General features: G+C 50.9%; 46 protein-coding genes and 1 pseudogene. 7 read left to right on the forward strand and 40 right to left on the reverse strand.

The window, feature by feature from the left end:
- Positions 1–478 precede the first annotated feature (478 nt).
- Positions 479–1,033, forward strand: a complete 555-nt coding sequence (locus tag GM298_RS22650) for a gamma carbonic anhydrase family protein (protein WP_025759197.1) — start codon at positions 479–481, stop codon at positions 1,031–1,033.
- On the opposite strand, the gene GM298_RS22655 is transcribed toward GM298_RS22650, so the two are convergent.
- The 6 genes from GM298_RS22655 to dprA are packed head-to-tail and all read right to left on the reverse strand — an operon-like array spanning position 1,009 to position 4,792.
- Positions 1,009–1,257 carry a DUF1488 domain-containing protein gene (locus tag GM298_RS22655; protein ID WP_025759198.1) on the reverse strand — a complete coding sequence of 83 codons (249 nt, stop codon included), beginning with the start codon at positions 1,255–1,257 and terminating at the stop codon, positions 1,009–1,011. The two genes, GM298_RS22650 and GM298_RS22655, sit on opposite strands and share 25 nt — an antisense overlap.
- Entirely contained in the window at positions 1,254–2,072 is an 819-nt protein-coding gene (aroE, locus tag GM298_RS22660; RefSeq protein WP_025759199.1) for a shikimate dehydrogenase, read from the reverse strand. Before aroE ends, GM298_RS22655 begins: the two co-directional genes overlap by 4 nt.
- A 4-nt stretch (positions 2,073–2,076) precedes the next feature.
- A complete protein-coding gene (gene tsaC, locus GM298_RS22665) occupies positions 2,077–2,649 on the reverse strand; it encodes an L-threonylcarbamoyladenylate synthase type 1 TsaC (protein WP_025759200.1) in 573 nt (190 codons plus the stop codon).
- Positions 2,642–3,196 carry a type I DNA topoisomerase gene (locus tag GM298_RS22670; protein ID WP_025759202.1) on the reverse strand — a complete coding sequence of 185 codons (555 nt, stop codon included), beginning with the start codon at positions 3,194–3,196 and terminating at the stop codon, positions 2,642–2,644. Before GM298_RS22670 ends, tsaC begins: the two co-directional genes overlap by 8 nt.
- 26 nt (positions 3,197–3,222) lie before the next feature.
- Positions 3,223–3,696, reverse strand: a complete 474-nt coding sequence (smg, locus tag GM298_RS22675) for a DUF494 family protein Smg (protein ID WP_008503477.1) — start codon at positions 3,694–3,696, stop codon at positions 3,223–3,225.
- Positions 3,668–4,792 (reverse strand): DNA-protecting protein DprA, encoded by a 1,125-nt coding sequence (gene dprA, locus GM298_RS22680; RefSeq protein WP_025759204.1) that lies wholly within the window; start codon positions 4,790–4,792, stop codon positions 3,668–3,670. The genes smg and dprA overlap by 29 nt, the downstream gene beginning before the upstream one ends.
- Positions 4,793–4,919: 127 nt before the next feature.
- Here dprA and def point away from each other — a divergent pair, with 127 nt between their 5' ends.
- From def to mscL, 5 genes are all read left to right on the forward strand, one after another.
- A complete protein-coding gene (def, locus tag GM298_RS22685; RefSeq protein ID WP_025759205.1) occupies positions 4,920–5,429 on the forward strand; it encodes a peptide deformylase in 510 nt (169 codons plus the stop codon).
- A gap of 25 nt (positions 5,430–5,454) precedes the next feature.
- Positions 5,455–6,402: a methionyl-tRNA formyltransferase gene (fmt, locus tag GM298_RS22690; protein ID WP_262747880.1), complete on the forward strand. Its 948-nt coding sequence runs from the start codon at positions 5,455–5,457 to the stop codon at positions 6,400–6,402.
- Between the two features lie 52 nt (positions 6,403–6,454).
- Positions 6,455–7,741: a 16S rRNA (cytosine(967)-C(5))-methyltransferase RsmB gene (rsmB, locus tag GM298_RS22695; RefSeq protein ID WP_252088010.1), complete on the forward strand. Its 1,287-nt coding sequence runs from the start codon at positions 6,455–6,457 to the stop codon at positions 7,739–7,741.
- Between the two features lie 22 nt (positions 7,742–7,763).
- Positions 7,764–9,140, forward strand: a complete 1,377-nt coding sequence (trkA, locus tag GM298_RS22700) for a Trk system potassium transporter TrkA (protein WP_025759209.1) — start codon at positions 7,764–7,766, stop codon at positions 9,138–9,140.
- Positions 9,141–9,286: 146 nt separating this feature from the next.
- A complete protein-coding gene (gene mscL / locus GM298_RS22705) occupies positions 9,287–9,697 on the forward strand; it encodes a large-conductance mechanosensitive channel protein MscL (RefSeq protein ID WP_025759210.1) in 411 nt (136 codons plus the stop codon).
- Here the strand turns inward: mscL and GM298_RS22710 are convergent, their stop codons facing one another.
- The 31 genes from GM298_RS22710 to rpsJ all read right to left on the reverse strand — a co-directional run bounded on the left by GM298_RS22710 (position 9,698) and on the right by rpsJ (position 24,527).
- Positions 9,698–9,913, reverse strand: a complete 216-nt coding sequence (locus GM298_RS22710) for an alternative ribosome-rescue factor A (RefSeq protein WP_045286775.1) — start codon at positions 9,911–9,913, stop codon at positions 9,698–9,700.
- 57 nt (positions 9,914–9,970) lie between these two features.
- Entirely contained in the window at positions 9,971–10,396 is a 426-nt protein-coding gene (zntR, locus tag GM298_RS22715) for a Zn(2+)-responsive transcriptional regulator (RefSeq protein ID WP_266155375.1), read from the reverse strand.
- A gap of 2 nt (positions 10,397–10,398) precedes the next feature.
- The gene (locus GM298_RS22720) at positions 10,399–10,767 is read right to left on the reverse strand and encodes a DUF1992 domain-containing protein (RefSeq protein ID WP_266155376.1); all 369 of its coding nucleotides are present in this window, start codon (positions 10,765–10,767) and stop codon (positions 10,399–10,401) included.
- Between the two features lie 107 nt (positions 10,768–10,874).
- A complete protein-coding gene (gene rplQ, locus GM298_RS22725) occupies positions 10,875–11,258 on the reverse strand; it encodes a 50S ribosomal protein L17 (protein WP_001216368.1) in 384 nt (127 codons plus the stop codon).
- Between the two features lie 40 nt (positions 11,259–11,298).
- On the reverse strand, positions 11,299–12,288 hold the full coding sequence (locus GM298_RS22730) for a DNA-directed RNA polymerase subunit alpha (RefSeq protein WP_002919219.1): 990 nt from the start codon (positions 12,286–12,288) through the stop codon (positions 11,299–11,301).
- 25 nt (positions 12,289–12,313) lie between these two features.
- Positions 12,314–12,934 (reverse strand): 30S ribosomal protein S4, encoded by a 621-nt coding sequence (gene rpsD / locus GM298_RS22735; RefSeq protein ID WP_004868345.1) that lies wholly within the window; start codon positions 12,932–12,934, stop codon positions 12,314–12,316.
- A gap of 32 nt (positions 12,935–12,966) precedes the next feature.
- The gene (gene rpsK / locus GM298_RS22740; protein WP_003863312.1) at positions 12,967–13,356 is read right to left on the reverse strand and encodes a 30S ribosomal protein S11; all 390 of its coding nucleotides are present in this window, start codon (positions 13,354–13,356) and stop codon (positions 12,967–12,969) included.
- 16 nt (positions 13,357–13,372) lie between these two features.
- Complete coding sequence (gene rpsM, locus GM298_RS22745) at positions 13,373–13,729, reverse strand: 30S ribosomal protein S13 (protein WP_008503488.1); 357 nt, start codon at positions 13,727–13,729, stop codon at positions 13,373–13,375.
- A 146-nt stretch (positions 13,730–13,875) separates the two neighbouring features.
- A complete protein-coding gene (gene rpmJ, locus GM298_RS22750; RefSeq protein ID WP_000868187.1) occupies positions 13,876–13,992 on the reverse strand; it encodes a 50S ribosomal protein L36 in 117 nt (38 codons plus the stop codon).
- Positions 13,993–14,023: 31 nt separating this feature from the next.
- The gene (gene secY, locus GM298_RS22755; protein WP_266155377.1) at positions 14,024–15,355 is read right to left on the reverse strand and encodes a preprotein translocase subunit SecY; all 1,332 of its coding nucleotides are present in this window, start codon (positions 15,353–15,355) and stop codon (positions 14,024–14,026) included.
- Between the two features lie 7 nt (positions 15,356–15,362).
- Positions 15,363–15,797, reverse strand: coding sequence for a 50S ribosomal protein L15 (rplO, locus tag GM298_RS22760; RefSeq protein WP_003863304.1), 435 nt, complete (start codon positions 15,795–15,797; stop codon positions 15,363–15,365).
- A gap of 3 nt (positions 15,798–15,800) precedes the next feature.
- Positions 15,801–15,980 (reverse strand): 50S ribosomal protein L30, encoded by a 180-nt coding sequence (rpmD, locus tag GM298_RS22765; RefSeq protein WP_003863301.1) that lies wholly within the window; start codon positions 15,978–15,980, stop codon positions 15,801–15,803.
- A gap of 6 nt (positions 15,981–15,986) precedes the next feature.
- Positions 15,987–16,487, reverse strand: a complete 501-nt coding sequence (gene rpsE / locus GM298_RS22770) for a 30S ribosomal protein S5 (RefSeq protein WP_003863299.1) — start codon at positions 16,485–16,487, stop codon at positions 15,987–15,989.
- A 14-nt stretch (positions 16,488–16,501) separates the two neighbouring features.
- Positions 16,502–16,855 carry a 50S ribosomal protein L18 gene (gene rplR, locus GM298_RS22775; protein WP_003863297.1) on the reverse strand — a complete coding sequence of 118 codons (354 nt, stop codon included), beginning with the start codon at positions 16,853–16,855 and terminating at the stop codon, positions 16,502–16,504.
- Between the two features lie 9 nt (positions 16,856–16,864).
- The gene (gene rplF / locus GM298_RS22780) at positions 16,865–17,398 is read right to left on the reverse strand and encodes a 50S ribosomal protein L6 (protein WP_003863296.1); all 534 of its coding nucleotides are present in this window, start codon (positions 17,396–17,398) and stop codon (positions 16,865–16,867) included.
- Positions 17,399–17,410: 12 nt separating this feature from the next.
- Positions 17,411–17,803 (reverse strand): 30S ribosomal protein S8, encoded by a 393-nt coding sequence (gene rpsH / locus GM298_RS22785; RefSeq protein ID WP_006178918.1) that lies wholly within the window; start codon positions 17,801–17,803, stop codon positions 17,411–17,413.
- Between the two features lie 30 nt (positions 17,804–17,833).
- Positions 17,834–18,139, reverse strand: a complete 306-nt coding sequence (rpsN, locus tag GM298_RS22790) for a 30S ribosomal protein S14 (protein WP_003863291.1) — start codon at positions 18,137–18,139, stop codon at positions 17,834–17,836.
- A 14-nt stretch (positions 18,140–18,153) separates the two neighbouring features.
- On the reverse strand, positions 18,154–18,693 hold the full coding sequence (rplE, locus tag GM298_RS22795) for a 50S ribosomal protein L5 (RefSeq protein WP_001096202.1): 540 nt from the start codon (positions 18,691–18,693) through the stop codon (positions 18,154–18,156).
- A 14-nt stretch (positions 18,694–18,707) separates the two neighbouring features.
- Positions 18,708–19,022, reverse strand: a complete 315-nt coding sequence (gene rplX, locus GM298_RS22800) for a 50S ribosomal protein L24 (RefSeq protein WP_003863287.1) — start codon at positions 19,020–19,022, stop codon at positions 18,708–18,710.
- Positions 19,023–19,032: 10 nt separating this feature from the next.
- Positions 19,033–19,404, reverse strand: a complete 372-nt coding sequence (rplN, locus tag GM298_RS22805; protein WP_002919748.1) for a 50S ribosomal protein L14 — start codon at positions 19,402–19,404, stop codon at positions 19,033–19,035.
- Between the two features lie 166 nt (positions 19,405–19,570).
- Positions 19,571–19,825 carry a 30S ribosomal protein S17 gene (rpsQ, locus tag GM298_RS22810; RefSeq protein ID WP_008503489.1) on the reverse strand — a complete coding sequence of 85 codons (255 nt, stop codon included), beginning with the start codon at positions 19,823–19,825 and terminating at the stop codon, positions 19,571–19,573.
- Positions 19,825–20,016 (reverse strand): 50S ribosomal protein L29, encoded by a 192-nt coding sequence (gene rpmC, locus GM298_RS22815; RefSeq protein WP_013099027.1) that lies wholly within the window; start codon positions 20,014–20,016, stop codon positions 19,825–19,827. The genes rpsQ and rpmC overlap by 1 nt, the downstream gene beginning before the upstream one ends.
- A complete protein-coding gene (gene rplP, locus GM298_RS22820; protein ID WP_002919759.1) occupies positions 20,016–20,426 on the reverse strand; it encodes a 50S ribosomal protein L16 in 411 nt (136 codons plus the stop codon). Before rplP ends, rpmC begins: the two co-directional genes overlap by 1 nt.
- 12 nt (positions 20,427–20,438) lie before the next feature.
- Entirely contained in the window at positions 20,439–21,140 is a 702-nt protein-coding gene (gene rpsC, locus GM298_RS22825; RefSeq protein ID WP_000529945.1) for a 30S ribosomal protein S3, read from the reverse strand.
- Positions 21,141–21,157: 17 nt separating this feature from the next.
- Complete coding sequence (rplV, locus tag GM298_RS22830) at positions 21,158–21,490, reverse strand: 50S ribosomal protein L22 (protein WP_002919773.1); 333 nt, start codon at positions 21,488–21,490, stop codon at positions 21,158–21,160.
- A 14-nt stretch (positions 21,491–21,504) separates the two neighbouring features.
- Entirely contained in the window at positions 21,505–21,783 is a 279-nt protein-coding gene (gene rpsS / locus GM298_RS22835; RefSeq protein WP_001138117.1) for a 30S ribosomal protein S19, read from the reverse strand.
- Between the two features lie 16 nt (positions 21,784–21,799).
- Positions 21,800–22,621 carry a 50S ribosomal protein L2 gene (gene rplB / locus GM298_RS22840; RefSeq protein WP_008457150.1) on the reverse strand — a complete coding sequence of 274 codons (822 nt, stop codon included), beginning with the start codon at positions 22,619–22,621 and terminating at the stop codon, positions 21,800–21,802.
- A gap of 17 nt (positions 22,622–22,638) precedes the next feature.
- Entirely contained in the window at positions 22,639–22,941 is a 303-nt protein-coding gene (gene rplW / locus GM298_RS22845; RefSeq protein ID WP_000617546.1) for a 50S ribosomal protein L23, read from the reverse strand.
- Entirely contained in the window at positions 22,938–23,543 is a 606-nt protein-coding gene (gene rplD, locus GM298_RS22850) for a 50S ribosomal protein L4 (protein ID WP_000424395.1), read from the reverse strand. The genes rplW and rplD overlap by 4 nt, the downstream gene beginning before the upstream one ends.
- Positions 23,544–23,553: 10 nt before the next feature.
- Positions 23,554–24,183 carry a 50S ribosomal protein L3 gene (gene rplC / locus GM298_RS22855; protein WP_003863274.1) on the reverse strand — a complete coding sequence of 210 codons (630 nt, stop codon included), beginning with the start codon at positions 24,181–24,183 and terminating at the stop codon, positions 23,554–23,556.
- Between the two features lie 32 nt (positions 24,184–24,215).
- Positions 24,216–24,527, reverse strand: a complete 312-nt coding sequence (gene rpsJ / locus GM298_RS22860; RefSeq protein ID WP_001181005.1) for a 30S ribosomal protein S10 — start codon at positions 24,525–24,527, stop codon at positions 24,216–24,218.
- Positions 24,528–24,907: 380 nt separating this feature from the next.
- Between rpsJ and GM298_RS22865 the strand changes: the two genes are divergently transcribed.
- Positions 24,908–25,381, forward strand: coding sequence for a prepilin peptidase (locus tag GM298_RS22865; protein WP_266155378.1), 474 nt, complete (start codon positions 24,908–24,910; stop codon positions 25,379–25,381).
- Here the strand turns inward: GM298_RS22865 and bfr are convergent.
- The 3 genes and pseudogenes from bfr to tuf form a co-directional block, all read right to left on the reverse strand.
- A complete protein-coding gene (gene bfr, locus GM298_RS22870) occupies positions 25,365–25,841 on the reverse strand; it encodes a bacterioferritin (protein WP_008503492.1) in 477 nt (158 codons plus the stop codon). The genes GM298_RS22865 and bfr overlap by 17 nt on opposite strands.
- Positions 25,842–25,913: 72 nt before the next feature.
- Positions 25,914–26,108, reverse strand: a complete 195-nt coding sequence (gene bfd / locus GM298_RS22875) for a bacterioferritin-associated ferredoxin (RefSeq protein ID WP_008503493.1) — start codon at positions 26,106–26,108, stop codon at positions 25,914–25,916.
- A 179-nt stretch (positions 26,109–26,287) separates the two neighbouring features.
- Positions 26,288–26,410, reverse strand: a pseudogene (gene tuf, locus GM298_RS22880) (elongation factor Tu); the annotation flags it as partial.

Genomic DNA, 26,410 nt, shown 5'->3' on the forward strand with positions numbered 1-26,410 from the left:
ATTTAAAAGTTTGATGCTCAATGAATTAAACTTCGTAATGAATTACGTGTTCACTCGTTGAGACTTGGTATTCATTTTTCGTCCGAGGACGTTAAGAATCCATGTCACTTTGAGTGCCCACACAGATTGTCTGATAAATTGTTAAAGAGCAGTGCAACGCGGCTTTCGCTCACCGTTGCGAGGTGGCGTATATTACGCTTTCCTCTTTCAGAGTCAACCCGTTATTTCAGGATTTTTTCTCTTCAACCGACCGGGCTGTTTGTGAAGTGATTCACATCCGCCGTGTCGATGGAGGCGCATTATAGGGATCCCAATTTTTAGCACAAGTGTTTTTTAGATCTTTTTTTTCGACTGCTGATTTTCCGTGCTTTTCGCTGAAATCCCGCCCGATTTGTTTAAATATTGACGCATTTTGCCTCGTCTCGATCCCATAATATGATCACCGTCTTGTGTATAGCGCTCATCCTTAGAGGTAGATATGCCCGCAGTATTACGTCCTTATAAAGATCTGTTCCCCCAAAAAGGCGATCGTGTGATGATCGACGCCAGCAGCGTGGTCATTGGTGATGTCCGAATGGCCGACGACGTCAGCATCTGGCCGCTTGTCGCCATCAGGGGAGATGTTAACTATGTGTCTATTGGCGCCCGTACCAATATTCAGGACGGTAGCGTTCTGCATGTCACGCACAAATCCTCTTATAACCCGGAAGGCAATCCACTCATCATTGGCGAAGATGTTACCGTCGGCCATAAAGTGATGCTTCACGGCTGCACTGTCGGAAATCGGGTGCTTGTTGGCATGGGATCGATTCTGCTGGATGGCGTCATAGTAGAAGATGACGTCATGATTGGTGCCGGTAGCCTTGTCCCGCAGAACAAACGACTGGAGAGCGGCTATCTCTATCTGGGAAGCCCGGTAAAACAGATCCGCCCCCTCAAGGAGGCAGAGATCGAAGGATTAAAATACTCAGCGAACAACTACGTAAAATGGAAGAATGACTACCTGAATCAGGACAACCAAACCCAGCCCTGATCGTCTTCCTGCTGTTCGCGGATTAAATCGCTGGCTTCCTCTTCCAGATCCCAGCGATTTTCACAGAATACGGCTATCGGGTCCGAACCGCCAAAACGACGCAACAGCGTATCCCCCAAAATGGCGCAGGTAAGTTGCATCCCCTGCACCAGCACCGGGAAACAGACCGCTTGTTTACCCTCATCCCAGAACTCCCGGTCCGGAAAGTGAATAGCCTGATTCACGCCGATAACTCCTGCTTTAGCTTTTCAATAACCGGCTCAACTGCAGGCAACACGCCATGCCAGAGCAGCACCGCATGCGCGGCCTGACCCACCAGCATTCCCAGCCCATCGGCGATATGCTTCGCGCCGTGTTGTTCACACCAGTTCAGGAAAGGCGTCTTCCCTTTCTGATAGAACATGTCATAGAAGTACATATGCGCGTTTACCAGCGAAGCGGGGATAGACGGGATCTCGCCGTTGATACCGCTGGAGGTGGCATTGATAATAAGATCGAACTCACGATCGGCAAGATCGTCAAGCGCTACCGCACTCACGCTACCGGTATGTGCAAACAATGCCGCCAGCGCTTCTGCCCGGGAAAAGGTCCTGTTGGTAATGGTCACCGCACAGTCCAGGGAAAGCAGAGGCAACAGGACTCCCCGCGATGCGCCCCCCGCACCAATCAGCAGGATCCGAAATCCGGGCTTGATAAACGAGAGTCTTTCCAGATCGCTAAGTAAACCAATTCCGTCAGTGTTATCACCCAGAAGGCGCCCATCCTCAAGCCGTTTCAGGGTATTTACTGCCCCAGCAAGTGAAGCGCGCTCGGTCAGCTCATCCGCACGTTCGAAGGCTTCCTCTTTAAAAGGAACGGTCACATTCGCGCCTTTACCGCCCGCGGCGAAAAAAGCCTCCAGTGTTGGAATAAATGTATCAACCGGGGCCAGTACGCGGCCATAGGGATGATCAATCTGCAACTGCTCCGCAAATTGCTGATGGATCCACGGCGACTTACTGTGTGCAATCGGGTTACCAAAAACAGCATAGGTTTCCATGAGATTACCCCTGGCGAAAACGTTCGCCGGTCAAAGCGTCACGAATTTCGGACGGATTCAGGCGCCCTCCCGTTTCACCGACAGCAACAGGGAAGTCATTTCCGAACTGCGCCAGTACTTCTTCGGTTGTCCGACAGGGTGGCAACCCGGTCAGGTTGGCGCTGGTTGAAACCAGCGGTTTACCAAATGCCAGGCAAAGCTCTACCACCAGCGGATGATCAGTGACGCGGACGGCGAGGGAATCAAAGCGTCCGGTTAACCAGCGCGGCGTTGTCGGCTGCGCCGGGAAGACAAAGGTCACTGGCCCAGGCCACGCGGAGAAGATCGTCTCGCGCTGCGCCGGCGTCAGCATAGAGTCATCGATATAGGGTTTAAGCTGCTCATAATTCGCAGCGATTAAAATCAGCCCTTTCTCGACGGGTCTTTGTTTTAAGGTAAGCAGGCGGCTCACAGCCGTCTCGCTGTCGGGATCGCAACCGACCCCAAAAACAGCTTCAGTTGGATAGGCGATGACGTCTTCGTTTTTCAGGACATCCACCATATGCGCAATGGAGCCTGATTGCAGGTTATTATTCACTGTTTTGATCCGCCGAAACCGGCTTTCCACATTGTTTACTGGCGCAGAAGCATTTCATTCCTTGCGCCGTTTTCTTCTCGATAAGTAGCGGATAATTGCAATATGTGCAGATGCCCGCTACCGGTTTGAAATTGATAACGAACTGGCATTCAGGGTAGCGATCACAGGAATGGAAGGTCTTCCCAAAGCGAGAACGACGTTGTACCAGTTGTCCGCGCTGGCATTGAGGACAGGCAATAGCCGTTTCATCCGGCTTATCAATTTGCTCTGTATGTTCACATTCCGGATAACGGCTACATCCAATAAACATGCCGAAACGCCCCTGACGGAGCGCAAGTTCGCCGCCGCAGAGAGGGCAAAGCTGACCCTCCAGAATTTTAACGATATGTCCATCCGCCTGGCTTTTCAGAGGACGAACATAATCACATTCCGGATAGTGGGAACAACCGAGAAACGGGCCGTGTTTCCCGGACCGAATAACAAGTTCAGCCCCGCACTGCGGGCAGGGCTCATTTTTATGCACCGTGAACAGTGCTGATTTGGCCATAACAACTCTTGGTGCTGCGCATTGAATTAGTGCAGCATACCTTCATTCACTTCAAAGAGTAATTCTTCCATTTGCTGATAGGCATTTTCACAGCCCGGGATATTAAACAGAACCATCAGGATCACCCACTTGAGATCTTCCAGTTCAAATTCTGCCGTATCCAGCGCCATGACGCGCTCTATCACCATTTCTCTCGTTTCGAGGTTTAACACCTGAATCTGCTCAAGGAATAAAATGAACCCCCGGCAGCTGGCGTCCAGCCTTTCACACTCTTCAGCGGTATAGATGCGTACGGACAGTGGGTCAGAAGCAAGCTGCATCGGTTCGGCAAGGCCTTCCTGATAATCAGCCAGTTTTTCCAGCCACATCAACGCATTATAGATGTCTTCCCGCTCAAACCCCGCATCGGTAAGATCCTGTGTCAACTTGTCCTGATCCACTCGCATTTCTGCTTCGTTATGGATGTAAGTCTCAAACAAATACATCAGTACGTCGAACATGGCATGCCCTCCTTAATCGGACATAGCCGCCGGGTACAGCTGCGATCCACCCTGCTAACTCCAGTTCGAGTAGCTGTGCTACCGTTACTGGCACAGGTTGGCCGGCACGTTCAGCGACAACGTCAACAGGTGTTACCTCATCTCCTACGTTAGCCAGGAGCTTGGGAAATGGCAATGCCACCTTTCCCTGATCTGATGAATAATGTCGCTTTTCGGGATCTTCCTGCAGCCATTGCAAGCCATATTGCAAATTTTCAAGAATGTCCCCTACTTCCGTTACCGGTGTTGCCCCTTGTTTAATCAGCCAGTGTGGCCCTTCACAGCCGGGGTTACCTATCGGGCCGGGCAAGGCAAAAACGTCTCTTCCCTGTTCAAGCGCACACCGTGCCGTCACCAGCGACCCGCTGCGGCGTGCCGCTTCAACCACCAGCACGCCCTGACTCAGCCCGCTGATAATCCGATTACGACGCGGAAAGTTTGCCGGTCTGGGCTGCGCCGAAAGCGGAAATTCAGAGACAATCGCGCCGTCAGATTCGATAAGCCGCATCGCCAGTGCCTGATGCCGGCGCGGATAAATGCTAAAAAGACCGTTTCCCAGCACGGCGACGCTTCGGCCTTTTACTGACAGGGCTGCGCTGTGGGCAACGCCGTCAATCCCGCAGGCCAGCCCGCTGGTGATCGTGAGCCCGCTTTGTGAAAGTTGTTCGCACAGGATTTTCCCCCATCGCTCGCCGTACCATGACGGAGCACGGCTCCCGACGACCGCCAGCTGCACAGTATTAAGCGTCTCGGGATTGCCTTTCACGAATAGCGCCCCGGGATAATCAGGGATCGCGCGGAGCAAAGGGGGATAAAGTGGATGACTGGCCGTCAATAAATGATGTCCCGGCTGCTCAAGCCACCTCAGGCTACGCTCCAGCTCACTCTCCTCTGGCGCAAAGAACCGTTCAGCCTGCCTGGCTGTCAGCCCGGCCTTTCTGACAACGAGCGTATCGATCCTCTCCTGCTGCTGCAGTTGTGAAGCCGCTTCAAGCATGACATCGCCATACAGAGAAGCTGTGTGTATTAGCCGTAGCCATATTTCAGTAGACGTCATCCTTTCCCCTGCCATAAGCGGCCTGCGCAATCATTGCGATTGGTCACTGATGCTGTCAATCGATGGGGGATTTGTCTAGAATAGAGAGAGTATTCTTATCAACTCCTGAACACGACTCTGGAAATTTATGGCAGTTTTGCAAGTGTTACATATTCCGGACGAGCGCCTTCGCATCGTCGCTGAACCGGTCAAAGAAGTGAATGCAGAAATCCAGCGTATCGTTGATGATATGTTCGATACCATGTACGCCGAAGAAGGCATTGGTTTGGCGGCAACGCAGGTGAACATTCACAAGCGTATTATCGTGATCGACGTTTCTGAGAATCGCGATGGGCGTCTGGTGCTGATCAACCCAGAGCTGCTTGAAAAGAGCGGCGAGACAGGTATTGAGGAAGGTTGTCTGTCCATTCCCGAACAGCGTGCTTTAGTTCCTCGTGCCGAAAAAGTGAAAATTCGCGCACTGGATCGCGATGGCAATCCGTTCGAACTGGAAGCAGACGATCTGCTGGCGATTTGTATTCAGCATGAGATGGATCACCTGGTCGGTAAACTGTTTATCGATTACCTCTCGCCGCTGAAACAGCAGCGTATTCGTCAGAAAGTAGAGAAACTGGATCGTTTGCGCTCTCGCGCATAACATCCCCCCGGATACAAGGATCACCGTGTCTAAAACACTACGCATTATCTTCGCGGGAACCCCTGACTTTGCAGCGCGTCATCTTGACGCGCTGTTATCTTCTGGTCACCAGATTGTTGGCGTCTTTACCCAGCCGGACCGTCCGGCAGGTCGCGGTAAAAAACTGATGCCGAGCCCGGTAAAGGTGCTGGCAGAAGAGCATGGGCTTCCCGTTTTCCAGCCCGCATCGTTACGCCCACAGGAAAATCAGCAGCTTGTTGCTGACCTGAATGCCGATGTGATGGTGGTGGTGGCTTACGGTTTAATTCTGCCAAAAGCTGTGCTTGATATGCCTCGCCTGGGTTGCATTAACGTGCATGGTTCCCTGCTCCCGCGCTGGCGTGGTGCTGCACCTATCCAGCGCGCTCTGTGGGCGGGTGATGCTGAAACGGGCGTCACCATCATGAAGATGGATGTAGGTTTAGACACTGGCGATATGCTGTATAAACTGGCCTGCCCTATTACAGCAGACGATACCAGCGGCACGCTGTATGACAAGCTGGCAGAGCTTGGTCCGCAAGGCCTTATCGAGACGCTCCAGCAACTTGCTGACACCACGGTAAAACCGGAAGTTCAGGATGAGGCGCAGGTGACGTATGCCGAAAAACTGAGCAAAGAAGAAGCACGGCTCGACTGGTCGCTCTCTGCCGCTCAACTTGAACGCTGCATTCGCGCTTTTAATCCGTGGCCGATGAGCTGGATGGAGATTGATGGGCAGCCGGTAAAAGTCTGGAAAGCCTCCGTCATTAACGGTAATACCACCGCTGAACCCGGTACGATTATTGATGCCAGCAAGAACGGTATCCAGGTGGCGACTGCGCAAGGGATCCTGAATCTTGAATCGCTACAGCCGGCCGGTAAGAAAGCCATGAGCGCTCAGGATCTGTTAAATTCACGTCGCGAATGGTTTATTCCGGGCAATCGCCTTGCCTGAACAAACTTCTTCTTAAGGCCCGGTGTTTCCGGGCATTTTTATTTCTACGGTTATGAAAAAACAAAATCTACGCAGTATGGCGGCTCAGGCCGTTGAGCAGGTTATCGAGCAGGGCCAGTCATTGAGTAATGTCCTGCCTCCACTGCAACAAAAAGTCTCTGATAAAGACAAAGCTCTGCTTCAGGAGCTCTGCTTTGGCGTCCTGCGCACACTCTCTCAACTTGAGTGGTTGATTAATAAGCTGATGTCACGCCCAATGACAGGCAAACAGCGTACCGTACATTATTTGATTATGGTGGGCTTTTATCAGCTCCTTCATACCCGTATCCCACCTCATGCCGCGCTGGCAGAGACGGTGGAAGGTGCCGTTACAATTAAACGTCCTCAGCTGAAAGGGCTGATCAACGGCGTACTGCGTCAGTTCCAGCGACAGCAGGACGAACTGCTGGCGGAATTTGCGCAGAGCGAAACGCGTTTCCTGCACCCGGAATGGCTGCTGAAACGCCTGAAAAAAGCCTGGCCACAACAGTGGCAAAATATTGTCGAAGCCAATAATGAACGTCCGCCGATGTGGCTACGCGTGAATCGTAACCATCATTCTCGCGATGCCTGGCTGGCTTTGCTGGAAGAGGCAGGGATGAGCGGCTTTACCCATGATGCTTATCCTGATGCGGTGCGTTTAGCGTCCCCTGCTCCGGTACATGCATTACCCGGCTTTGATAAGGGCTGGGTAACGGTACAGGATGCCTCTGCTCAGGGCTGTATGACCTGGCTTGAACCCAAAAATGGTGAACAGATCCTCGATTTGTGCGCTGCACCTGGGGGCAAAACGACGCATATTCTTGAAGTGGCTCCGCAAGCCAGCGTCATGGCGGTAGATGTTGATGAACAGCGTCTTTCACGCGTCTATGACAACCTTAAGCGTCTGGGCATGAAGGCACAGGTTAAGCAAGGCGATGGACGTAAACCGGCAGAATGGTGTGGTGAAACACAATTCGACCGCATTTTACTGGATGCCCCCTGCTCTGCGACCGGCGTTATTCGTCGTCATCCGGACATCAAGTGGTTACGCCGCGACCGTGACATCAAGGAACTTGCCCAGCTGCAGTCCGATATTCTCGACGCCATCTGGCCGCATCTTAAACCTGGCGGTACGCTGGTTTATGCAACCTGCTCGATACTTCCGGAAGAAAACAGTCAGCAAATCGCGGCTTTCCTCAAACGTACCCCGGACGCGGCACTACGCGATACGGGAACATCTGAATCTCCGGGTCAGCAGAACCTGCCGGGTGCAGAAGAAGGTGATGGCTTCTTTTACGCTAAGCTAATCAAAGAGTGATGTTGAGAACAGGTCACGAGATATGAAGATTATCATTCTGGGTGCAGGACAGGTTGGCGGGACGCTGGCAGAAAATCTGGTTGGCGAAAATAATGACATCACCATTGTTGATACCAATGGCGATCGCCTGCGTGTCTTACAGGACAAATTTGACCTGCGTGTTGTGCAGGGTCATGGTTCTCACCCGCGCGTGCTTCGTGAGGCGGGTGCCGACGATGCTGACATGCTGGTTGCGGTGACCAGTTCTGACGAAACCAATATGGTGGCCTGTCAGGTGGCCTACTCACTTTTCAACACGCCAAACCGAATCGCGCGTATCCGCTCACCGGACTATGTTCGCGATGCGGAAAAACTGTTTAATTCAGAAGCGGTCCCTATTGATCATCTTATCGCGCCAGAACAGCTGGTCATCGACAATATCTATCGTCTGATCGAATATCCAGGCGCTCTGCAGGTGGTCAACTTTGCCGAAGGTAAAGTGAGCCTTGCAGTCGTCAAGGCCTATTACGGTGGGCCACTGATCGGTAATGCGCTTTCCACCATGCGCGAGCATATGCCGCATATCGATACGCGCGTCGCGGCCATCTTCCGCCACGACAGACCTATTCGCCCGCAAGGCTCAACAATTGTCGAGGCTGGTGATGAGGTCTTCTTTATTGCAGCCTCACAGCATATTCGTGCGGTGATGAGTGAGCTTCAGCGGCTCGAAAAACCCTATAAGCGCATTATGCTGGTCGGCGGTGGCAATATCGGTGCTGGTCTGGCACATCGGCTGGAAAAAGATTACAGCGTTAAGTTGATCGAGCGCGATCAACAGCGTGCTGCTGAACTGGCGGAAAAACTGCAAAATACGATCGTATTTTATGGCGATGCGTCAGATCAGGAGTTACTGGCTGAAGAGCATATTGATCAAGTTGATCTCTTTATTGCTGTCACCAACGACGACGAGGCGAATATTATGTCCGCCATGCTCGCCAAACGTATGGGTGCCAAAAAGGTCATGGTGCTAATCCAGCGCCGGGCATATGTTGATCTGGTTCAGGGAAGTGTGATTGATATTGCTATTTCACCTCAGCAGGCGACAATTTCCGCCCTCCTGAGCCATGTTCGTAAAGCGGATATTGTCGGTGTGTCGTCGCTTCGTCGCGGCGTAGCGGAAGCCATTGAAGCGGTCGCACACGGAGATGAAACCACATCTCGCGTCGTGGGCCGTTCGATCGACGAAATTAAGCTGCCACCAGGCACTATTATCGGCGCCGTTGTGCGCGGGAATGATGTCATGATTGCCAATGATAATTTACGTATTGAGCAAGGCGATCATGTGATTATGTTCCTGACCGATAAAAAGTTTATTACCGACGTCGAACGTTTGTTCCAGCCAAGCCCATTCTTCCTCTAATGTGTCGGGTGCGTGAAAAAGCGCCCCCGCACTTTATCCTCTTCATTTTTGTGCCTTTTATTTTTCATAGCGTTTAATTATCCCGAATGGCAATTAGCTAATCATTTGTTAAACTTATAGTCGTCAGCTGGCACAAGGAGAATAAAATGAGTTTTATTAAAGAATTCCGCGAATTTGCAATGCGCGGGAACGTGGTGGATTTGGCAGTGGGTGTCATTATTGGTGCAGCATTCGGCAAGATTGTTTCATCATTAGTCGCCGACATTATCATGCCACCTTTAGGGTTGTTAATCGGGGGCATTGATTTCAAACAATTCGCTTTCACGCTGCGTGAAGCACAAGGTGATGTTCCGGCAGTCGTGATGCACTACGGCGTATTTATTCAGAACGTATTTGATTTTGTGATCGTCGCATTTGCCATTTTTATGGCTATAAAACTGATCAACAAACTCAACCGTAAAAAAGAAGAGCCGGCAGCAGCGCCTGCACCAACGAAAGAAGAAGTGCTGCTGAGCGAGATTCGCGATCTGTTAAAAGAGCAGAACAACCGCGTTTAATCAACAGCTTAAAGCGGGAAGGCCAGTGGTAAAGAAGCGATTCGCTTGTTTGCCACTGGCCTCCCAGTTACCCCGTTTTGCATGTTTATCTTTGCGCAGATAACTTCCTTTCCCTTTTTTATTCTTCTCAACGCGCTGTCTGAATAACGGGTCGTGAAGTAACGCCTCAATGGCATTGTCCTTAATTTGTCCTTTCGTGTGCTGATAGCGGCTCATAATTTCTCCTGAGCATGGTGTATGACGACGGGAGTCTAGACCCGGATGGACTAAAAATCAACAGCCCTCAGTTTCTCCGCTTGCCCCCTGTTCAAGGGCTTCAAGAATTGAACAATAAATACTGCTGTGGGCCGTACCGCAGCAGGCATCATTCAGCCTCTGCAGAGAACGCTGCATGGTTTGCAGCTCCAGAATTCGCGCTTCAACTTCATCCAGCCGGGCCTGCACAATACTTTTAGATTCCTGGCAGGTGTGATGTTCGGGATCGATGCGGATCGATAATAACTCCCGGATCGCGTCAAGCGTAAATCCGAGCTGACGTGCATAACGAATGAACCGCAGACGCTGAAGATCGTTATCGGTGTAAAGGCGAAAGCCTCCTTCAGTCCGAACTTCATGATCGATCATCTGCTGCTTTTCATAATACCGGATAGTATCCGGCGTGACGTTCGCGAGCTTCGCAAGTTCACCAATGCGGTACATAGCTACTCCTCGTTTATTTTCTGCATCAATCTTTCACTGTATTCACCGCGCAGAAAATCTGTATTCATCCCTGCCTGGCGCAGCTTGAGTTCAAGCAGCACGAGCCTGCGGCTAAGCTCAGCGTGTCGAGGATCGTCCTGATGGATCCCTTTGAGGAGATCGACCATTTCGACAGCCTCTCTGCGTTGTTCAAGCTCCGGAGGAAGACAACCTGCATTTTTCAGTAACCGATATCCGGCCCGTAGTTCCGGGGCAATATGCGAATCATCATCCAGCACAAGCGGTTCGCCGCTTCCCGGAAGATCGTCGAATTCGCCTTTCTTTTGGGCATCGCAAATATGGCGTTCTGCCCACTGGTCAAGCAACCACATTATCAGCTCCAGGGGATGAACAGAATTAATACAAACATTGTAGAGAAGTGGGGGTATCGCGGATATAAAAAAACCCGCCGGAGCGGGTTTTTTTACGTTACTGCAGATTACTCTGCAGCAGCTTCTGCTTTCTCTGAACGATCAACCAGCTCGATGTAAGCCATCGGCGCGTTGTCGCCTGCACGGAAACCACACTTCAGAATACGAGTGTAACCACCGGCACGGCTCGCGAAACGCGGGCCCAGCTCGTTAAACAGTTTTGCCACGATCTCGTTATCACGAGTGCGGGCGAATGCCAGACGACGATTAGCAACGCTGTCAGTCTTGGCAAGAGTAATCAGCGGCTCAACTACGCGACGCAGCTCTTTCGCTTTAGGCAGGGTCGTCTTGATGATTTCATGACGAACCAGTGAACCTGCCATGTTGCGGAACATAGCCTGGCGATGGCTGCTGTTGCGGTTCAGTTGACGACCACTCTTACGATGGCGCATGACCTTATCCTTCTCAGTAAAACCTTAACCTGTGATCCGGTTACTCGTCAGCAATGCTTGCCGGTGGCCAGTTTTCCAGGCGCATGCCCAGAGACAGACCACGTGAAGCCAGCACGTCTTTAATCTCGGTAAGAGATTTTTTACCCAGGTTCGGCGTTTTCAGCAACTCAACCTCGGTACGCTGTACCAGATCACCGATATAGTGGATAGCTTCTGCCTTGAGGCAGTTAGCAGAGCGGACAGTCAATTCGAGATCGTCAACAGGGCGCAGCAGGATCGGATCGAATTCTGGTTTCTCTTCTTTCACTTCCGGCTGACGAACATCACGTAAGTCAACGAAAGCTTCCAGTTGTTCTGCCAGGATGGTTGCCGCACGACGAATCGCCTCTTCAGGATCGATTGTGCCGTTGGTTTCCATTTCGATGACCAGCTTGTCCAGGTCGGTACGCTGTTCTACACGCGCTGCTTCAACATTGTAGGCAATACGCTCTACAGGGCTGTAGCATGCGTCGACCAGCAGACGGCCGATTGGGCGCTCATCTTCTTCCGAATGAATTCGGGCAGAAGCCGGCACATAACCACGACCGCGCTGAACTTTGATACGCATGCTAATAGCTGCGTTCTCATCGGTCAGGTGGCAGATCACGTGCTGCGGCTTGACGATTTCAACATCACCGTCGTGGGTGATGTCGGCTGCAGTCACAGGGCCAATGCCAGATTTATTCAGAGTAAGAATAACTTCATCTTTACCCTGAACTCTCACCGCCAGCCCTTTCAGGTTGAGCAGGATTTCAAGGATATCTTCCTGAACGCCTTCTTTGGTGCTGTACTCATGAAGTACACCATCAATCTCAACCTCGGTCACCGCGCAACCCGGCATCGATGAGAGCAGAATACGGCGCAGTGCGTTACCCAGAGTATGGCCAAAGCCACGCTCTAAAGGCTCAAGGGTCACCTTGGCGTGCGTCGAACTCACTTGCTCGATATCTACCAGGCGCGGTTTTAGAAACTCTGTCACAGAACCCTGCATTGTGTCCTCTCTTTGGTACTAAGCTTTACTTGGAGTAAAGCTCGACGATCAGGTGTTCGTTAATGTCCGCAGACAGATCAGAACGTTCTGGCTGACGCTTGAACGTACCTTCCATCTTGCCAGCATCAACTTCCAGCCAGGTTGGCTTTTCACGCTGCTCAGCCAGCTCCAGAGCGGCCTTCACGCGAGATTGCTTTTTCGCTTTCTCACGAATGCTAACAACGTCATTCGCTTTAACCTGATAAGAAGCGATGTTAACAACACGACCGTTTACCATGATTGCTTTGTGGCTAACCAGCTGACGTGATTCAGCACGAGTAGCGCCGAAGCCCATACGGTATACAACGTTGTCCAGACGACCTTCCAGCAGAGCCAGCAGGTTTTCACCTGTGTTGCCTTTCAGACGTGCTGCTTCTTTATAGTAGTTACGGAACTGACGCTCCAGCACACCGTACATACGGCGAACTTTTTGCTTTTCACGCAACTGCACACCATAGTCAGACAGACGCGGTTTACGCGCACCGTGCTGGCCAGGAGCTTGTTCAATTTTACACTTGGTATCGATCGCGCGAACGCCAGACTTAAGGAATAAGTCGGTGCCCTCACGACGGCTCAGCTTGAGCTTAGGACCCAAATATCTTGCCATTTTCTATCTCCAACTAACCTAAAAAACGAGCGTTATACGCGACGTTTTTTCGGCGGACGACAACCGTTATGAGGGATCGGAGTCACATCAGTAATATTAGTGATGCGGAAACCAGCGGCGTTCAGAGCGCGAACAGTAGATTCACGACCCGGACCCGGACCTTTAACCATAACTTCCAGATTCTTGATGCCGTATTCTTTTACGGCTTCTGCGCAACGCTCTGCTGCAACCTGAGCTGCGAACGGAGTGGATTTGCGAGAACCACGGAAACCGGAACCACCGGCTGTTGCCCAACCCAATGCGTTACCCTGACGATCAGTAATAGTAACGATGGTGTTGTTGAAAGAAGCATGGATATGAGCCACGCCGTCAGAGACTTGTTTTCTTACACGTTTACGTGCACGAACTGGTGCCTTTGCCATTATTCAATCACCCCGATTATTTCTTGATCGGTTTGCGCGGACCCTTACGGGTACGTGCGTTGGTCTTAGTACGCTGACCGCGCACTGGCAGACCACGACGATGACGCAAACCGCGATAGCAACCAAGATCCATCAGGCGCTTGATGCTCATGCTGATTTCACGGCGCAGATCACCTTCAACGACAAATTTGGCAACTTCGTCACGCAGCGTGTCGATTTGTTCTTCAGACAGCTCACTGATCTTAACATCTTCAGCGATACCCGCTGCAGCCAGAATGGCTTTAGAACGGGTCTTGCCGATGCCGTAGATCGAAGTTAACGCGATCACAGCATGTTTCTGATCAGGAATGTTAATGCCTGCTATACGGGCCACTATGCACTCCTACTATTTAATATGTACGCACCATGCTGAAAAGCCCGTTTTCAGGATACTCAAATGGAAACGTACAGACATACAAAAGATTGGCTGGCTAATCTAGCCAGCTCAACCCAACTTTGCAAGAAAAATATGCGAAATAATCAGCCTTGGCGCTGTTTATGCTTCGGCTCGGCACTGCAAATCACACGGATGACACCATCACGCTTAACGATTTTGCAGTTACGGCATAATTTCTTGACGGAAGCACGAACTTTCATTTTTACTCTCCGTAACTTCTCAGGCGACCAATTAGCGGCCGTAGCCTTTCAGGTTCGCCTTCTTCAATGCAGACTCATACTGACTGGACATCATCAGAGTTTGCACTTGAGCCATAAAGTCCATAATCACGACAACAACGATAAGCAGTGAGGTCCCACCGAAGTAGAACGGTACTTTCATTGCATCACGCATGAACTCCGGGATCAGGCAGATAAAAGTAATATAGAGCGCACCAACCAAAGTCAGGCGGGTCATTACTTTATCGATATACTTCGCCGTTTGCTCTCCCGGACGAATTCCTGGTACAAATGCACCGGACTTCTTCAGGTTATCTGCTGTTTCACGCGGGTTGAAGACCAACGCCGTGTAGAAGAAACAGAAGAAGATGATCGCAGACGCATAGAGTAACACATAAAGTGGTTGCCCAGGCTGCAAATACAGCGAAATTGTTGTCAGCCAGTTCCAACCAGTACCGCCCCCGAACCATGACGCGATGGTTGCCGGGAACAGAATAATACTGGAAGCGAAGATCGCCGGGATTACCCCCGCCATATTCACTTTCAGCGGTAAATGTGTGCTCTGTGCAGCATAGACACGACGACCTTGCTGACGTTTAGCGTAGTTCACCACAATGCGGCGTTGACCACGTTCAACGAAGACAACAAAGAACGTCACTGTAAATACTAATACTGCAACCAACAGCAACAGGAGGAAGTGCAGGTCGCCTTGACGCGCTTGCTCGATAGTATGGGCGATGGCTGGCGGGAGACCCGCGACAATACCGGCGAAGATAATGATTGAGATACCGTTACCGATACCACGCTCAGTAATCTGTTCGCCGAGCCACATCAGGAACATTGTCCCTGTGACCAGACTCACAACAGCGGTGAAATAGAATGCAAAGCCTGGGTTTAATACCAGGCCCTGCATACCAGGCATATTCGGAAGACCGGTAGCAATACCGATCGACTGGAATATTGCCAGCACCAGAGTACCGTAACGGGTGTACTGACTAATCTTACGACGTCCAGACTCCCCTTCTTTCTTCAACTCTGCCAGGGCCGGATGAACGACCGTCAGCAGCTGGATAATAATTGATGCCGAAATGTACGGCATAATACCCAGAGCAAAGATAGAAGCACGGCTGAGAGCACCACCAGAGAACATGTTGAACATTTCAATGATGGTGCCTCGCTGTTGCTCAAGCAGTTTGGCAAGTACAGCGGCATCGATACCAGGGATCGGAATAAAAGAGCCAATACGGAACACAATCAGCGCGCCGATAACAAACAGCAGTCTGCGTTTCAGCTCGCCAAATCCACCTTTGGCACTTTGAAAATCTAATCCCGGTTGCTTAGCCATCTGCTACTTATTCCTCAATTTTACCGCCAGCAGCTTCGATAGCAGCACGAGCACCTTTAGTAACACGCAGGCCACGAACAGTTACCGGAGTAGACACTTCACCAGCCAGGATCACTTTCGCGAACTCGATCTGGATACCGATAATGTTAGCTGCTTTCAGCGTGTTCAGGTCTACAACGCCGCCTTCAACTTTCGCCAGGTCAGACAGACGGATTTCCGCTGTGATCGCTGCTTTGCGAGAGGTGAAGCCGAACTTCGGCAGACGACGGTACAGTGGCATCTGGCCACCCTCGAAACCGCGACGTACGCCACCGCCAGAACGAGAGTTCTGACCTTTGTGACCACGACCACCGGTTTTGCCGAGGCCAGAACCGATACCACGACCCAGGCGTTTACCCGCCTTTTTAGAGCCTTCGGCCGGAGACAGAGTATTTAAACGCATCTCTTACTCCTCAACTTTAACCATGAAGTAAACCGCGTTGACCATACCACGAACAGCAGGAGTATCCTCGCGCTCAACGGTATGACCAATACGACGCAGACCCAGGCCAAGCAGCGTTGCCTTGTGTTTCGGCAGACGACCGATTGCACTGCGGGTTTGAGTGATTTTAATAGTCTTTGCCATGGTCAATTACCCCAGAATTTCTTCAACGGATTTACCACGCTTGGCAGCGACCATTTCTGGAGAATTCATATTTTCCAGGCCATCAATAGTTGCACGAACCACGTTGATCGGGTTGGTGGAACCATATGCTTTAGCCAGAACGTTATGAACCCCAGCAACTTCCAGAACGGCGCGCATTGCACCACCGGCGATGATACCGGTACCTTCTGAAGCTGGCTGCATGAATACACGAGAACCCGTGTGAACACCTTTTACAGGGTGCTGCAGGGTGCCGTTGTTCAGCGCGACGTTAATCATGTTGCGACGGGCTTTTTCCATCGCTTTCTGGATCGCTGCTGGAACTTCACGCGCTTTACCGTAACCAAAACCAACGCGACCGTTACCATCGCCTACTACAGTCAGAGCTGTGAAGGAGAAAATACGACCACCTTTAACGGTTTTAGATACGCGGTTTACCGCGATCAGCTTTTCCTGCAGTTCGCCAGCCTGTTTTTCGATGTGAGCCATCTTACACCTCTACCTTAGAACTGAAGGCCAGCTTCACGGGCAGCATCTGCCAGTGCCTGGACACGACCATGATATTGGAACCCGGAACGGTCAAAGGAAACATTGCTGATGCCTTTTTCCAGAGCGCGTTCAGCAACAGCTTTACCTACAGCTGCAGCGGCGTCTTTGTTACCGGTGTACTTCAATTGTTCTGAGATAGCTTTTTCTACAGTAGAAGCAGCTACCAGAACTTCAGAACCGTTCGGAGCAATTACCTGTGCGTAAATATGACGCGGGGTACGATGTACCACCAGGCGAGTTGCACCCAGCTCTTTGAGCTTGCGGCGTGCGCGGGTCGCACGACGGATACGAGCAGATTTCTTATCCATAGTGTTACCTTACTTCTTCTTAGCCTCTTTGGTACGCACGACTTCGTCGGCGTAACGAACACCCTTGCCTTTGTAAGGCTCAGGACGACGGTAGGCGCGCAGATCTGCTGCAACCTGACCGATCAGCTGTTTATCAGCGCCTTTCAGCACGATTTCAGTTTGAGTCGGGCATTCTGCAGTGATACCGGCCGGCAGCGGATGCTCAACAGGGTGTGAGAAGCCCAGAGACAGGCCTACTGCATTCCCTTTGATAGCTGCACGATAACCTACACCAACCAGCTGAAGCTTTTTAGTGAAGCCTTCGGTAACACCAACAACCATTGAGTTCAGCAGGGCACGCGCGGTACCAGCCTGAGCCCAACCATCCACGAAACCATCACGTGGACCGAAGGTCAGAGCGTTATCTGCATGTTTAACTTCAACAGCTTTGTTGAGGGTACGAGTCAGCTCGCCGTTTTTACCTTTGATCGTAATAACCTGACCGTCGATTTTTACATCAACGCCGGCAGGAATAACGACCGGTGCTTTAGCAACACGAGACATTCTTTCCTCCGATTAGGCTACGTAGCAGATAATTTCGCCACCAAGACCAGCCTGGCGCGCTGCACGATCAGTCATAACACCTTTAGAGGTAGAAACAACTGCGATACCAAGACCAGCCATAACTTTTGGCAGCTCATCTTTTTTCTTATAGATGCGCAGGCCTGGGCGGCTGACACGCTGAATGCTTTCTACAACAGCTTTACCCTGGAAATACTTGAGAGTAAGTTCCAGTTCCGGCTTGGTGTCGCCTTCAACTTTAAAATCTTCGATAAAACCTTCTTCCTTCAGCACGTTGGCAATTGCCACTTTCAGCTTGGCGGAAGGCATGGTGACCGCAACTTTGTTCGCGGCCTGACCGTTACGGATACGGGTCAGCATATCCGCGATCGGATCTTGCATGCTCATCTGTCTTTACTCCCGTGATTCAATTGGTAATTACCAGCTAGCCTTTTTCAAGCCTGGCACTTCACCGCGCATAGCGGCTTCACGCAGTTTGATACGGCTCAACCCAAACTTGCCCACATAACCATGTGGACGACCTGTTTGACGACAGCGGTTACGCTGACGAGACGGGCTGGAATCACGCGGCAGAGACTGCAGCTTGAGAACCGCATTCCAACGATCTTCGTCGGAAGCGTTCACATCAGAAATGATCGCTTTCAGTTCAGCGCGTTTAGCGAAGAATTTATCAGCTAAAGCTACGCGCTTTACTTCGCGTGCTTTCATTGATTGCTTAGCCATTCAGTAACCCTACCTTACTTGCGGAACGGGAAGTCAAAGGCAGCCAGCAGAGCACGGCCTTCTTCATCAGATTTCGCAGTAGTGGTAATGGTAATATCCAAACCACGCACGCGGTCGACTTTATCGTAGTCGATTTCTGGGAAGATGATCTGCTCACGGACACCCATGCTGTAGTTACCACGACCGTCGAAAGACTTAGCGGACAAGCCACGGAAGTCACGGATACGTGGAACAGCAATAGTGATCAGGCGCTCAAAGAACTCCCACATGCGTTCGCCACGCAGAGTTACTTTACAGCCGATCGGATAGCCCTGACGGATTTTGAAGCCTGCAACTGATTTGCGTGCTTTGGTGATCAGCGGTTTTTGACCGGAGATTGCTGTCAGGTCAGCTGCTGCGTTATCCAGCAGTTTCTTGTCAGCGATCGCTTCACCAACACCCATGTTCAGGGTGATCTTCTCGACCCGAGGGACTTGCATGACAGAATTGTAGTTAAACTCAGTCATGAGTTTCTTAACTACTTCGTCTTTGTAGTAATCATGCAGTTTCGCCATCGTACTACTCCAAATTACTTGATAGTTTCGCTGTTAGACTTGAAGAAACGGACTTTTTTACCGTCTTCGAATCTAAAGCCTACACGGTCAGCCTTGCCGGTAGCCGCATTGAAGATTGCAACGTTAGAAACCTGAATAGCAGCTTCTTTTTCAACGATGCCGCCTGGTTGGTTCAGGGCCGGAACCGGCTTCTGATGTTTCTTAACCAGGTTGATACCTTCAACGACGAGTTTGCCGGAAGACAGAACATTTTTCACTTTACCGCGTTTACCTTTATCTTTACCGGTTAACACGATAACTTCGTCATCACGACGGATTTTCGCTGCCATGATTCGCTCCTTAGAGTACTTCTGGTGCCAGAGAGATAATTTTCATGAACTTCTCAGTACGAAGTTCACGAGTTACCGGCCCAAAGATACGCGTGCCGATAGGCTGCTCGCTGTTATTGTTTAAAATAACGCATGCATTACCATCGAAGCGAATGACAGAACCGTCAGGGCGACGAACACCCTTCTTGGTGCGCACCACTACCGCCTTCAGCACATCACCTTTTTTGACCTTACCACGTGGAATTGCTTCCTTGATGGTGATCTTGATGATGTCGCCTACGCCTGCGTAGCGACGGTGCGAGCCACCCAGAACCTTGATACACATTACGCGACGTGCACCGGAGTTGTCGGCGACGTTCAGCATAGTCTGTTCTTGGATCATTTTAGTGCTCCGCTAATGTCAACTACTACCTGAGACTCTAAAATCAGAGCCGTTAAAAAGCCCCATATCGAGGGCGCGGCATTATAACACCGCTTCTGCAATATGGGTAGAAAAAATAAACGGCTCATCGCTGAGCCGTTTATTCGTATTGAGAACGCGTACTGTATTACAGAACCGCTTTCTCTACAACGCGAACCAGCGTCCAGGACTTAGTCTTGGACAGTGGACGGCATTCACGGATTTCAACCTTGTCGCCGATACCACATTCGTTGTTCTCGTCATGTACGTGCAGTTTGGTCGTACGCTTGATGAATTTACCGTAGATCGGGTGTTTCACAATGCGTTCGATAGCAACAACGATGGATTTCTCCATTTTGTCGCTAACAACACGACCTTGCAGAGTACGGATTTTATCGGTCATTACGCACCCGCCTTCTCAGTCAGTAAAGTCTTAACGCGTGCAACATTGCGACGCACTTGCTTCAGCAGGTGAGTCTGTTGCAGCTGGCCACTTGCAGCCTGCATACGCAGGTTGAACTGCTCACGCAGCAGGTTCAGCAGCTCAGCGTTCAGCTCTTCAACGCTCTTTTCACGCAGCTCTTTTGCTTTCATTACATCACCGTCTTAGTTACAAAGGTGGTTTTGATAGGCAGTTTCGCTGCTGCCAGGCCGAAGGCTTCACGGGCCAGCTCTTCCGGAACACCGTCCATTTCATACAGGACTTTGCCCGGTTGGATCAAGGCAACCCAGTACTCCACGTTACCTTTACCTTTACCCATACGAACTTCCAGCGGCTTCTCGGTGATCGGTTTGTCCGGGAATACACGGATCCAGATCTTACCTTGACGCTTAACTGCACGGGTCATTGCACGACGTGCTGCTTCGATCTGACGTGCAGTCAGACGACCACGGCCAACAGCTTTCAGACCGAAAGTGCCGAAGCTAACATCCGTACCCTGCGCCAGACCACGGTTGCGGCCTTTGTGCACTTTACGGAATTTTGTACGCTTTGGTTGTAACATCAGCGACGCTCCTTATTTACGGCCTTTACGCTGCTGCTTTTTAGGTTGAGCAGCCGGTTTTTCCGGTTGTTCAACAGCAGCCATACCACCCAGGATCTCACCTTTGAAGATCCATACCTTAACGCCGATTACACCGTAAGTGGTGTGCGCTTCAGAGGTGTTGTAGTCGATGTCAGCACGCAGAGTGTGCAGCGGTACGCGACCTTCACGATACCATTCGGTACGTGCGATTTCCGCGCCGCCCAGACGGCCGCTAACTTCAACTTTGATACCTTTAGCGCCCAGACGCATTGCGTTCTGTACAGCACGCTTCATAGCACGACGGAACATAACACGACGTTCCAGCTGAGAAGTGATGCTGTCAGCAACCAATTTAGCGTCCAGTTCAGGCTTACGAACTTCAGCGATATTGATCTGTGCAGGAACGCCAGCGATATCCGCTACGACCTTGCGCAGTTTTTCTACGTCTTCGCCTTTCTTACCGATAACGATGCCAGGACGAGCAGTGTGAATAGTCACACGGATGCTCTTAGCTGGACGCTCGATAACGATACGAGATACAGACGCTTTAGCCAGTTCCTTAGTCAGGTACTGACGTACTTTAAAATCGCTGTCCAGGTTGTCAGCGAATTCTTTGGTGTTCGCAAACCAGGTAGAGTTCCATGGTTTTACAATACCCAGGCGAATACCATTAGGATGTACTTTCTGACCCATTGCTAGTCTCCAGAGTCTCAGCGATCGGACACAACCACAGTAATGTGGCTGGTGCGCTTCAGGATGCGATCTGCACGACCTTTCGCACGCGGCATAATGCGCTTCATGCTTGGGCCTTCATCTACGAAAATTTTCGCAACTTTCAGATCGTCGATGTCAGCGCCATCGTTGTGTTCAGCGTTAGCAATGGCAGATTCCAGTACTTTCTTGACCAATACCGCAGCTTTCTTGTTGGTATAGGTCAGGATGTCCAGGGCCTGCGACACTTTCTTACCGCGAATCAGGTCAGCAACAAGGCGAACCTTCTGAGCAGAAGAACGAGCATGGCGATGTTGAGCTAAAGTTTCCATCTCTTCCTCCTACCTTATTTCTTCTTCGCTTTTTTATCAGCAGCGTGGCCGCGATAAGTACGAGTCGGTGCGAATTCACCCAGTTTGTGACCAACCATTTCGTCGGTAACAAAGACTGGAACGTGCTGACGACCATTATGGACAGCGATGGTCAAACCGATCATGTTAGGAAAGATCGTTGAACGACGGGACCAAGTGCGCAGGGGCTTCTTGTCTCCGCTTTCCACCGCTTTCTCTACCTTCTTCAGCAAGTGCAGGTCAATAAAAGGACCTTTCTTGAGAGAACGTGGCATGGCTTATCCTCTAAAATTATTTGCTACGGCGACGTACGATAAATTTATCAGTACGCTTGTTGCTGCGGGTCTTCTTACCTTTGGTCTGAACGCCCCACGGAGATACCGGGTGCTTACCAAAGTTACGACCTTCACCACCACCATGTGGGTGGTCGACTGGGTTCATCGCAGTACCGCGAACGGTAGGACGAACACCACGCCAGCGTGCAGCACCTGCTTTACCCAGAACGCGCAGCATATGCTCAGCATTGCCAACTTCGCCCAGAGTAGCGCGGCAGTCTGCTTCGACTTTACGCATTTCACCAGAACGCAGACGCAGGGTGACATAAGCACCGTCACGCGCAACGATCTGAACGTAAGTACCCGCGGAACGCGCCAGCTGACCGCCTTTACCTGGTTTCATTTCTACGTTATGAACGGTAGAACCAACCGGGATATTGCGCATCGGCAGGGTGTTGCCTGCTTTGATTGCAGCATCAACGCCAGACTGAATCTGGTCGCCAGCTTTCAGGCCTTTAGGGGCCAGGATGTAACGGCGTTCGCCGTCTTTGTACAGAACCAGCGCGATGTTCGCGGAACGGTTCGGATCGTACTCAAGACGTTCAACAACTGCTGGGATACCGTCTTTGTTGCGTTTGAAGTCAACAATACGATAAGCCTGCTTGTGGCCACCACCGATGTGACGAGTGGTGATACGGCCATTGTTGTTACGACCACCGGATTTGCTGTTTTTTTCCAGCAACGGAGCAAAAGGTTTGCCCTTGTGCAGCTCAGGGTTAACCACTTTAACTACGTGGCGACGACCCGGAGATGTCGGTTTACATTTAACAACTGCCATTGTATTACTCCTCCGACTTACTCAGCGCCGCCAACGAAGTCCAGATTCTGGCCTTCTTTCAGGGTGACGTAAGCTTTTTTCCAGTCGCTACGACGACCGATACGCTGTCCGTGACGTTTAACTTTCCCTTTAACTACCAGGGTGTTAACGACTTCGACTTCGACTTCAAACAGTTTCTGCACAGCAGCTTTGATCTCTGCTTTGGTCGCGTCTTTAGCAACTTTGAGAACGATGGTGTTTGTTTTTTCCATCGCAGTAGACGCTTTTTCAGAAACGTGCGGTGCGCGAAGCACCTTCAGCAGACGTTCTTCACGAATCATGCCAGCATCTCCTCAACTTGCTTAACAGCATCAGCAGTCATTACGACTTTGTCGAAGGCGATCAGGCTAACCGGGTCGATACCAGTCGCATCGCGTACGTCAACCTTGTGCAGGTTACGTGCGGCCAGGAACAGGTTCTCGTCCAGCTCACCGGTGATGATCAGCACATCTTCCAGAGCCATGTCTTTCAGTTTCTGTGCCAGCAGCTTAGTTTTAGGCGCTTCTACAGAGAACTTCTCGACAACGATCAGACGATCCTGACGTACCAGTTCGGACAGGATGCTTTTCAGCGCGCCGCGGTACATCTTTTTGTTAACTTTTTGACTGTGGTCCTGTGGACGCGCAGCGAAGGTCACGCCACCTGAACGCCAGATCGGGCTCTTGATAGAACCTGAACGCGCACGGCCGGTACCTTTCTGGCGCCATGGCTTTTTGCCAGAACCAGTTACTTCAGCACGAGTCTTCTGAGCACGAGTACCCTGACGAGCACCAGCTGCATAAGCAACAACAACCTGGTGAACCAGCGCTTCGTTGAAATCACGACCGAAGGTAGTTTCGGAAACAGTCAGCGCGCTCTGCGCGTCTTTCAATACTAATTCCATTGCTATCCCCTTACGCCTTCACAGCTGGTTTAACGATCAGGTCGCTACCGGTTGCACCCGGGACCGCACCTTTAACCAGCAGCAGGTTGCGCTCAGCGTCAACACGTACTACGTCCAGGCTCTGAACGGTTACACGTTCGTTGCCCAGCTGACCTGCCATTTTCTTGCCTTTGAACACTTTGCCCGGAGTCTGGTTCTGACCGATAGAACCCGGAACGCGGTGAGACAAGGAGTTACCGTGAGTAGCGTCCTGGGTACGGAAGTTCCAGCGCTTAACGGTACCAGCAAAACCTTTACCTTTAGAGGTACCGGTTACGTCAACTTTTTTAACGTCAGCAAACAGCTCAACGCTAATGTCCTGACCTACGGTGAACTCTTCGCCTTCAGCAAGACGGAATTCCCACAGACCACGGCCAGCTTCTACGCCAGCTTTAGCGAAGTGACCCGCTTCTGGTTTGGTTACACGGTTAGCTTTTTTAGCACCAGTGGTAACCTGAATAGCGCGGTAGCCATCGTTAGCCAGATCTTTAACCTGAGTAACGCGGTTTGCTTCAACTTCGATTACGGTTACTGGGATAGAAACGCCATCTTCAGTGAAGATGCGGGTCATACCCACTTTTTTACCGACTAAACCAATCATTGTTTCAACCTCTCAATCGCTCGATGACCTGATTAACCCAGGCTGATCTGCACGTCTACACCGGCAGCCAGATCCAGACGCATCAGAGCATCAACGGTTTTCTCAGTTGGCTCAACGATGTCAACCAGACGCTTGTGAGTGCGGATTTCGTACTGATCGCGCGCGTCTTTGTTAACGTGCGGAGAGATCAGAACGGTGAAGCGCTCTTTGCGGGTCGGCAGCGGGATCGGACCACGGACTTGCGCACCAGTGCGCTTAGCAGTCTCGACGATTTCCGCGGTTGATTGATCGATCAGACGATGATCAAACGCTTTAAGGCGGATACGGATTCTTTGGTTCTGCATGAGACCAGAGCTCCAATTATTTTATAAACGAAAATGATTACTCCTCAAACCCATTACGATTGATGGGAGAGTGTAACCGTTCTTACGTAGCTCCCCAATTGGGAGCATTGTTGAGTAACAAAATGAGCTACTCTGGTTCTGATTGAACCCGCCGTCAATTACGACAAGCCCGCGCATTATACGTAAATCTGGGCAAGACGCAAGTGCCGTTTAGAAATTAAGCGCCAAAGGCGCAGGATGCGTAAGAACGCGCAACATTTTATGGAATGTATTCTGCGTCGACTCTTTGTTTCGAGCCGCTACGCATCTGCGGTTTTTGTAGATTGCCTGACGGGCCGATTATAACGAGTATGCGCTCGAACCCGTTTGAGGCCTTATTCATGCTGACCACCCTCCCCTTTCTGCTGATCTATCTCTCATTGACTGCCTTACTGGTACATGCCGATATTCGCTTCGGCCTGCTCCCCGATAAGTATCTCTGCCCGCTGCTGTGGGCGGGACTGCTCTTTCAGCTCTGTATCCAGCCTGATTTTCTGCCGAACGCGGTGGCGGGGGCAATGGCAGGATATATTGGCTTCGCCGTTATTTACTGGGGCTACTGGTTTATCTGCCGGCGTGAAGGGATGGGATATGGCGATGTAAAATACCTGGCGGCGCTGGGTGCATGGCATGGCTGGTGCATACTGCCGGCGCTGGCTTTGCTTGCAGCGCTGATGGCGCTTCTTTGCATTCTGGTTTTTTCGTTAATCCGCCCTGATACGCAGGCATTAAAAAACCCGCTGCCTTTTGGGCCATTTCTGGCAGCAGCGGGTTTATGCGTTGGGTGGAAGACGTTGGTTATTCTTCCACTTTAATCTGTGACTGAAGATAGTTTTGCAGGCCGATTTTAGCAATGAGATCCAGCTCTGTTTCCAGCCAGTCAATATGCCCTTCTTCATCGGCCAGGATCTGGATCATCATATCTCGGCTGACGTAGTCATGTACGCTGTCAGCATAGGCAATGGCTTCACGGAGATCTTTGGCACCTTCCAGTTCCAGCCTGAGGTCGGAACGCAGCATTTCTTCGACATCTTCTCCGATGCCCAGCTTGCCGAGATCCTGCAGGTTTGGAATGCCTTCAAGGAATAAAATACGCTCGATATATTTATCAGCGTGTTTCATCTCATCTATAGATTCATGGTACTCAACGTCGTTTAAACGTTTGAGTCCCCAGTTTTTGAACATTCTCGCGTGAAGAAAGTACTGGTTGATTGCGACAAGCTCATTTCCCAATAATTTATTGAGATAACTTATGATTTTAACATCACCTTTCATTATGTAGTCCCTCCGCTTCCACTCATTGAAGCGTAGATCGGGCTACAGGGATGTCAAAAAAAAGATGGGCGCTTAGGCGATCTCTTTGTATTCCGGGATCTGCATCAGTTCGTCCTGCATGATTTCTCGCGCAGCACGTACACATTTACCGCATTGATTTCCCACCGGAACAAATTTGCGAAGCTGCTGGAATGACTGGGGCTGAAACTGGCGAACGGCCTGACGTATTTTTTTGTCGCTTACACCATTACATAAACAAACGTACATAAAAACTCCCGTTCAAATTATGCGCAAAGTGTAAGTGAGAATGGTTATGATTACAATAGCACAAACGCCAGAATGCGGGGCGGGAGCAGGCAAAAAATGCGAAATTTTGTGACGACGCCTGAGCAGTAGAAAACAAAAAAGGACGCCGAAGCGTCCTTTTTTAATTCAGGGATAATTAATTAGCCCAGAACTTTAGCAACAACGCCCGCGCCAACGGTACGGCCGCCTTCACGGATTGCGAAACGCAGACCGTCGTCCATCGCGATTGGGTGGATCAGAGTCACAACCATCTTGATGTTGTC

Source organism: Enterobacter sp. HSTU-ASh6 (genome assembly GCF_026319105.1).
GTDB lineage: Bacteria > Pseudomonadota > Gammaproteobacteria > Enterobacterales > Enterobacteriaceae > Enterobacter > Enterobacter sichuanensis.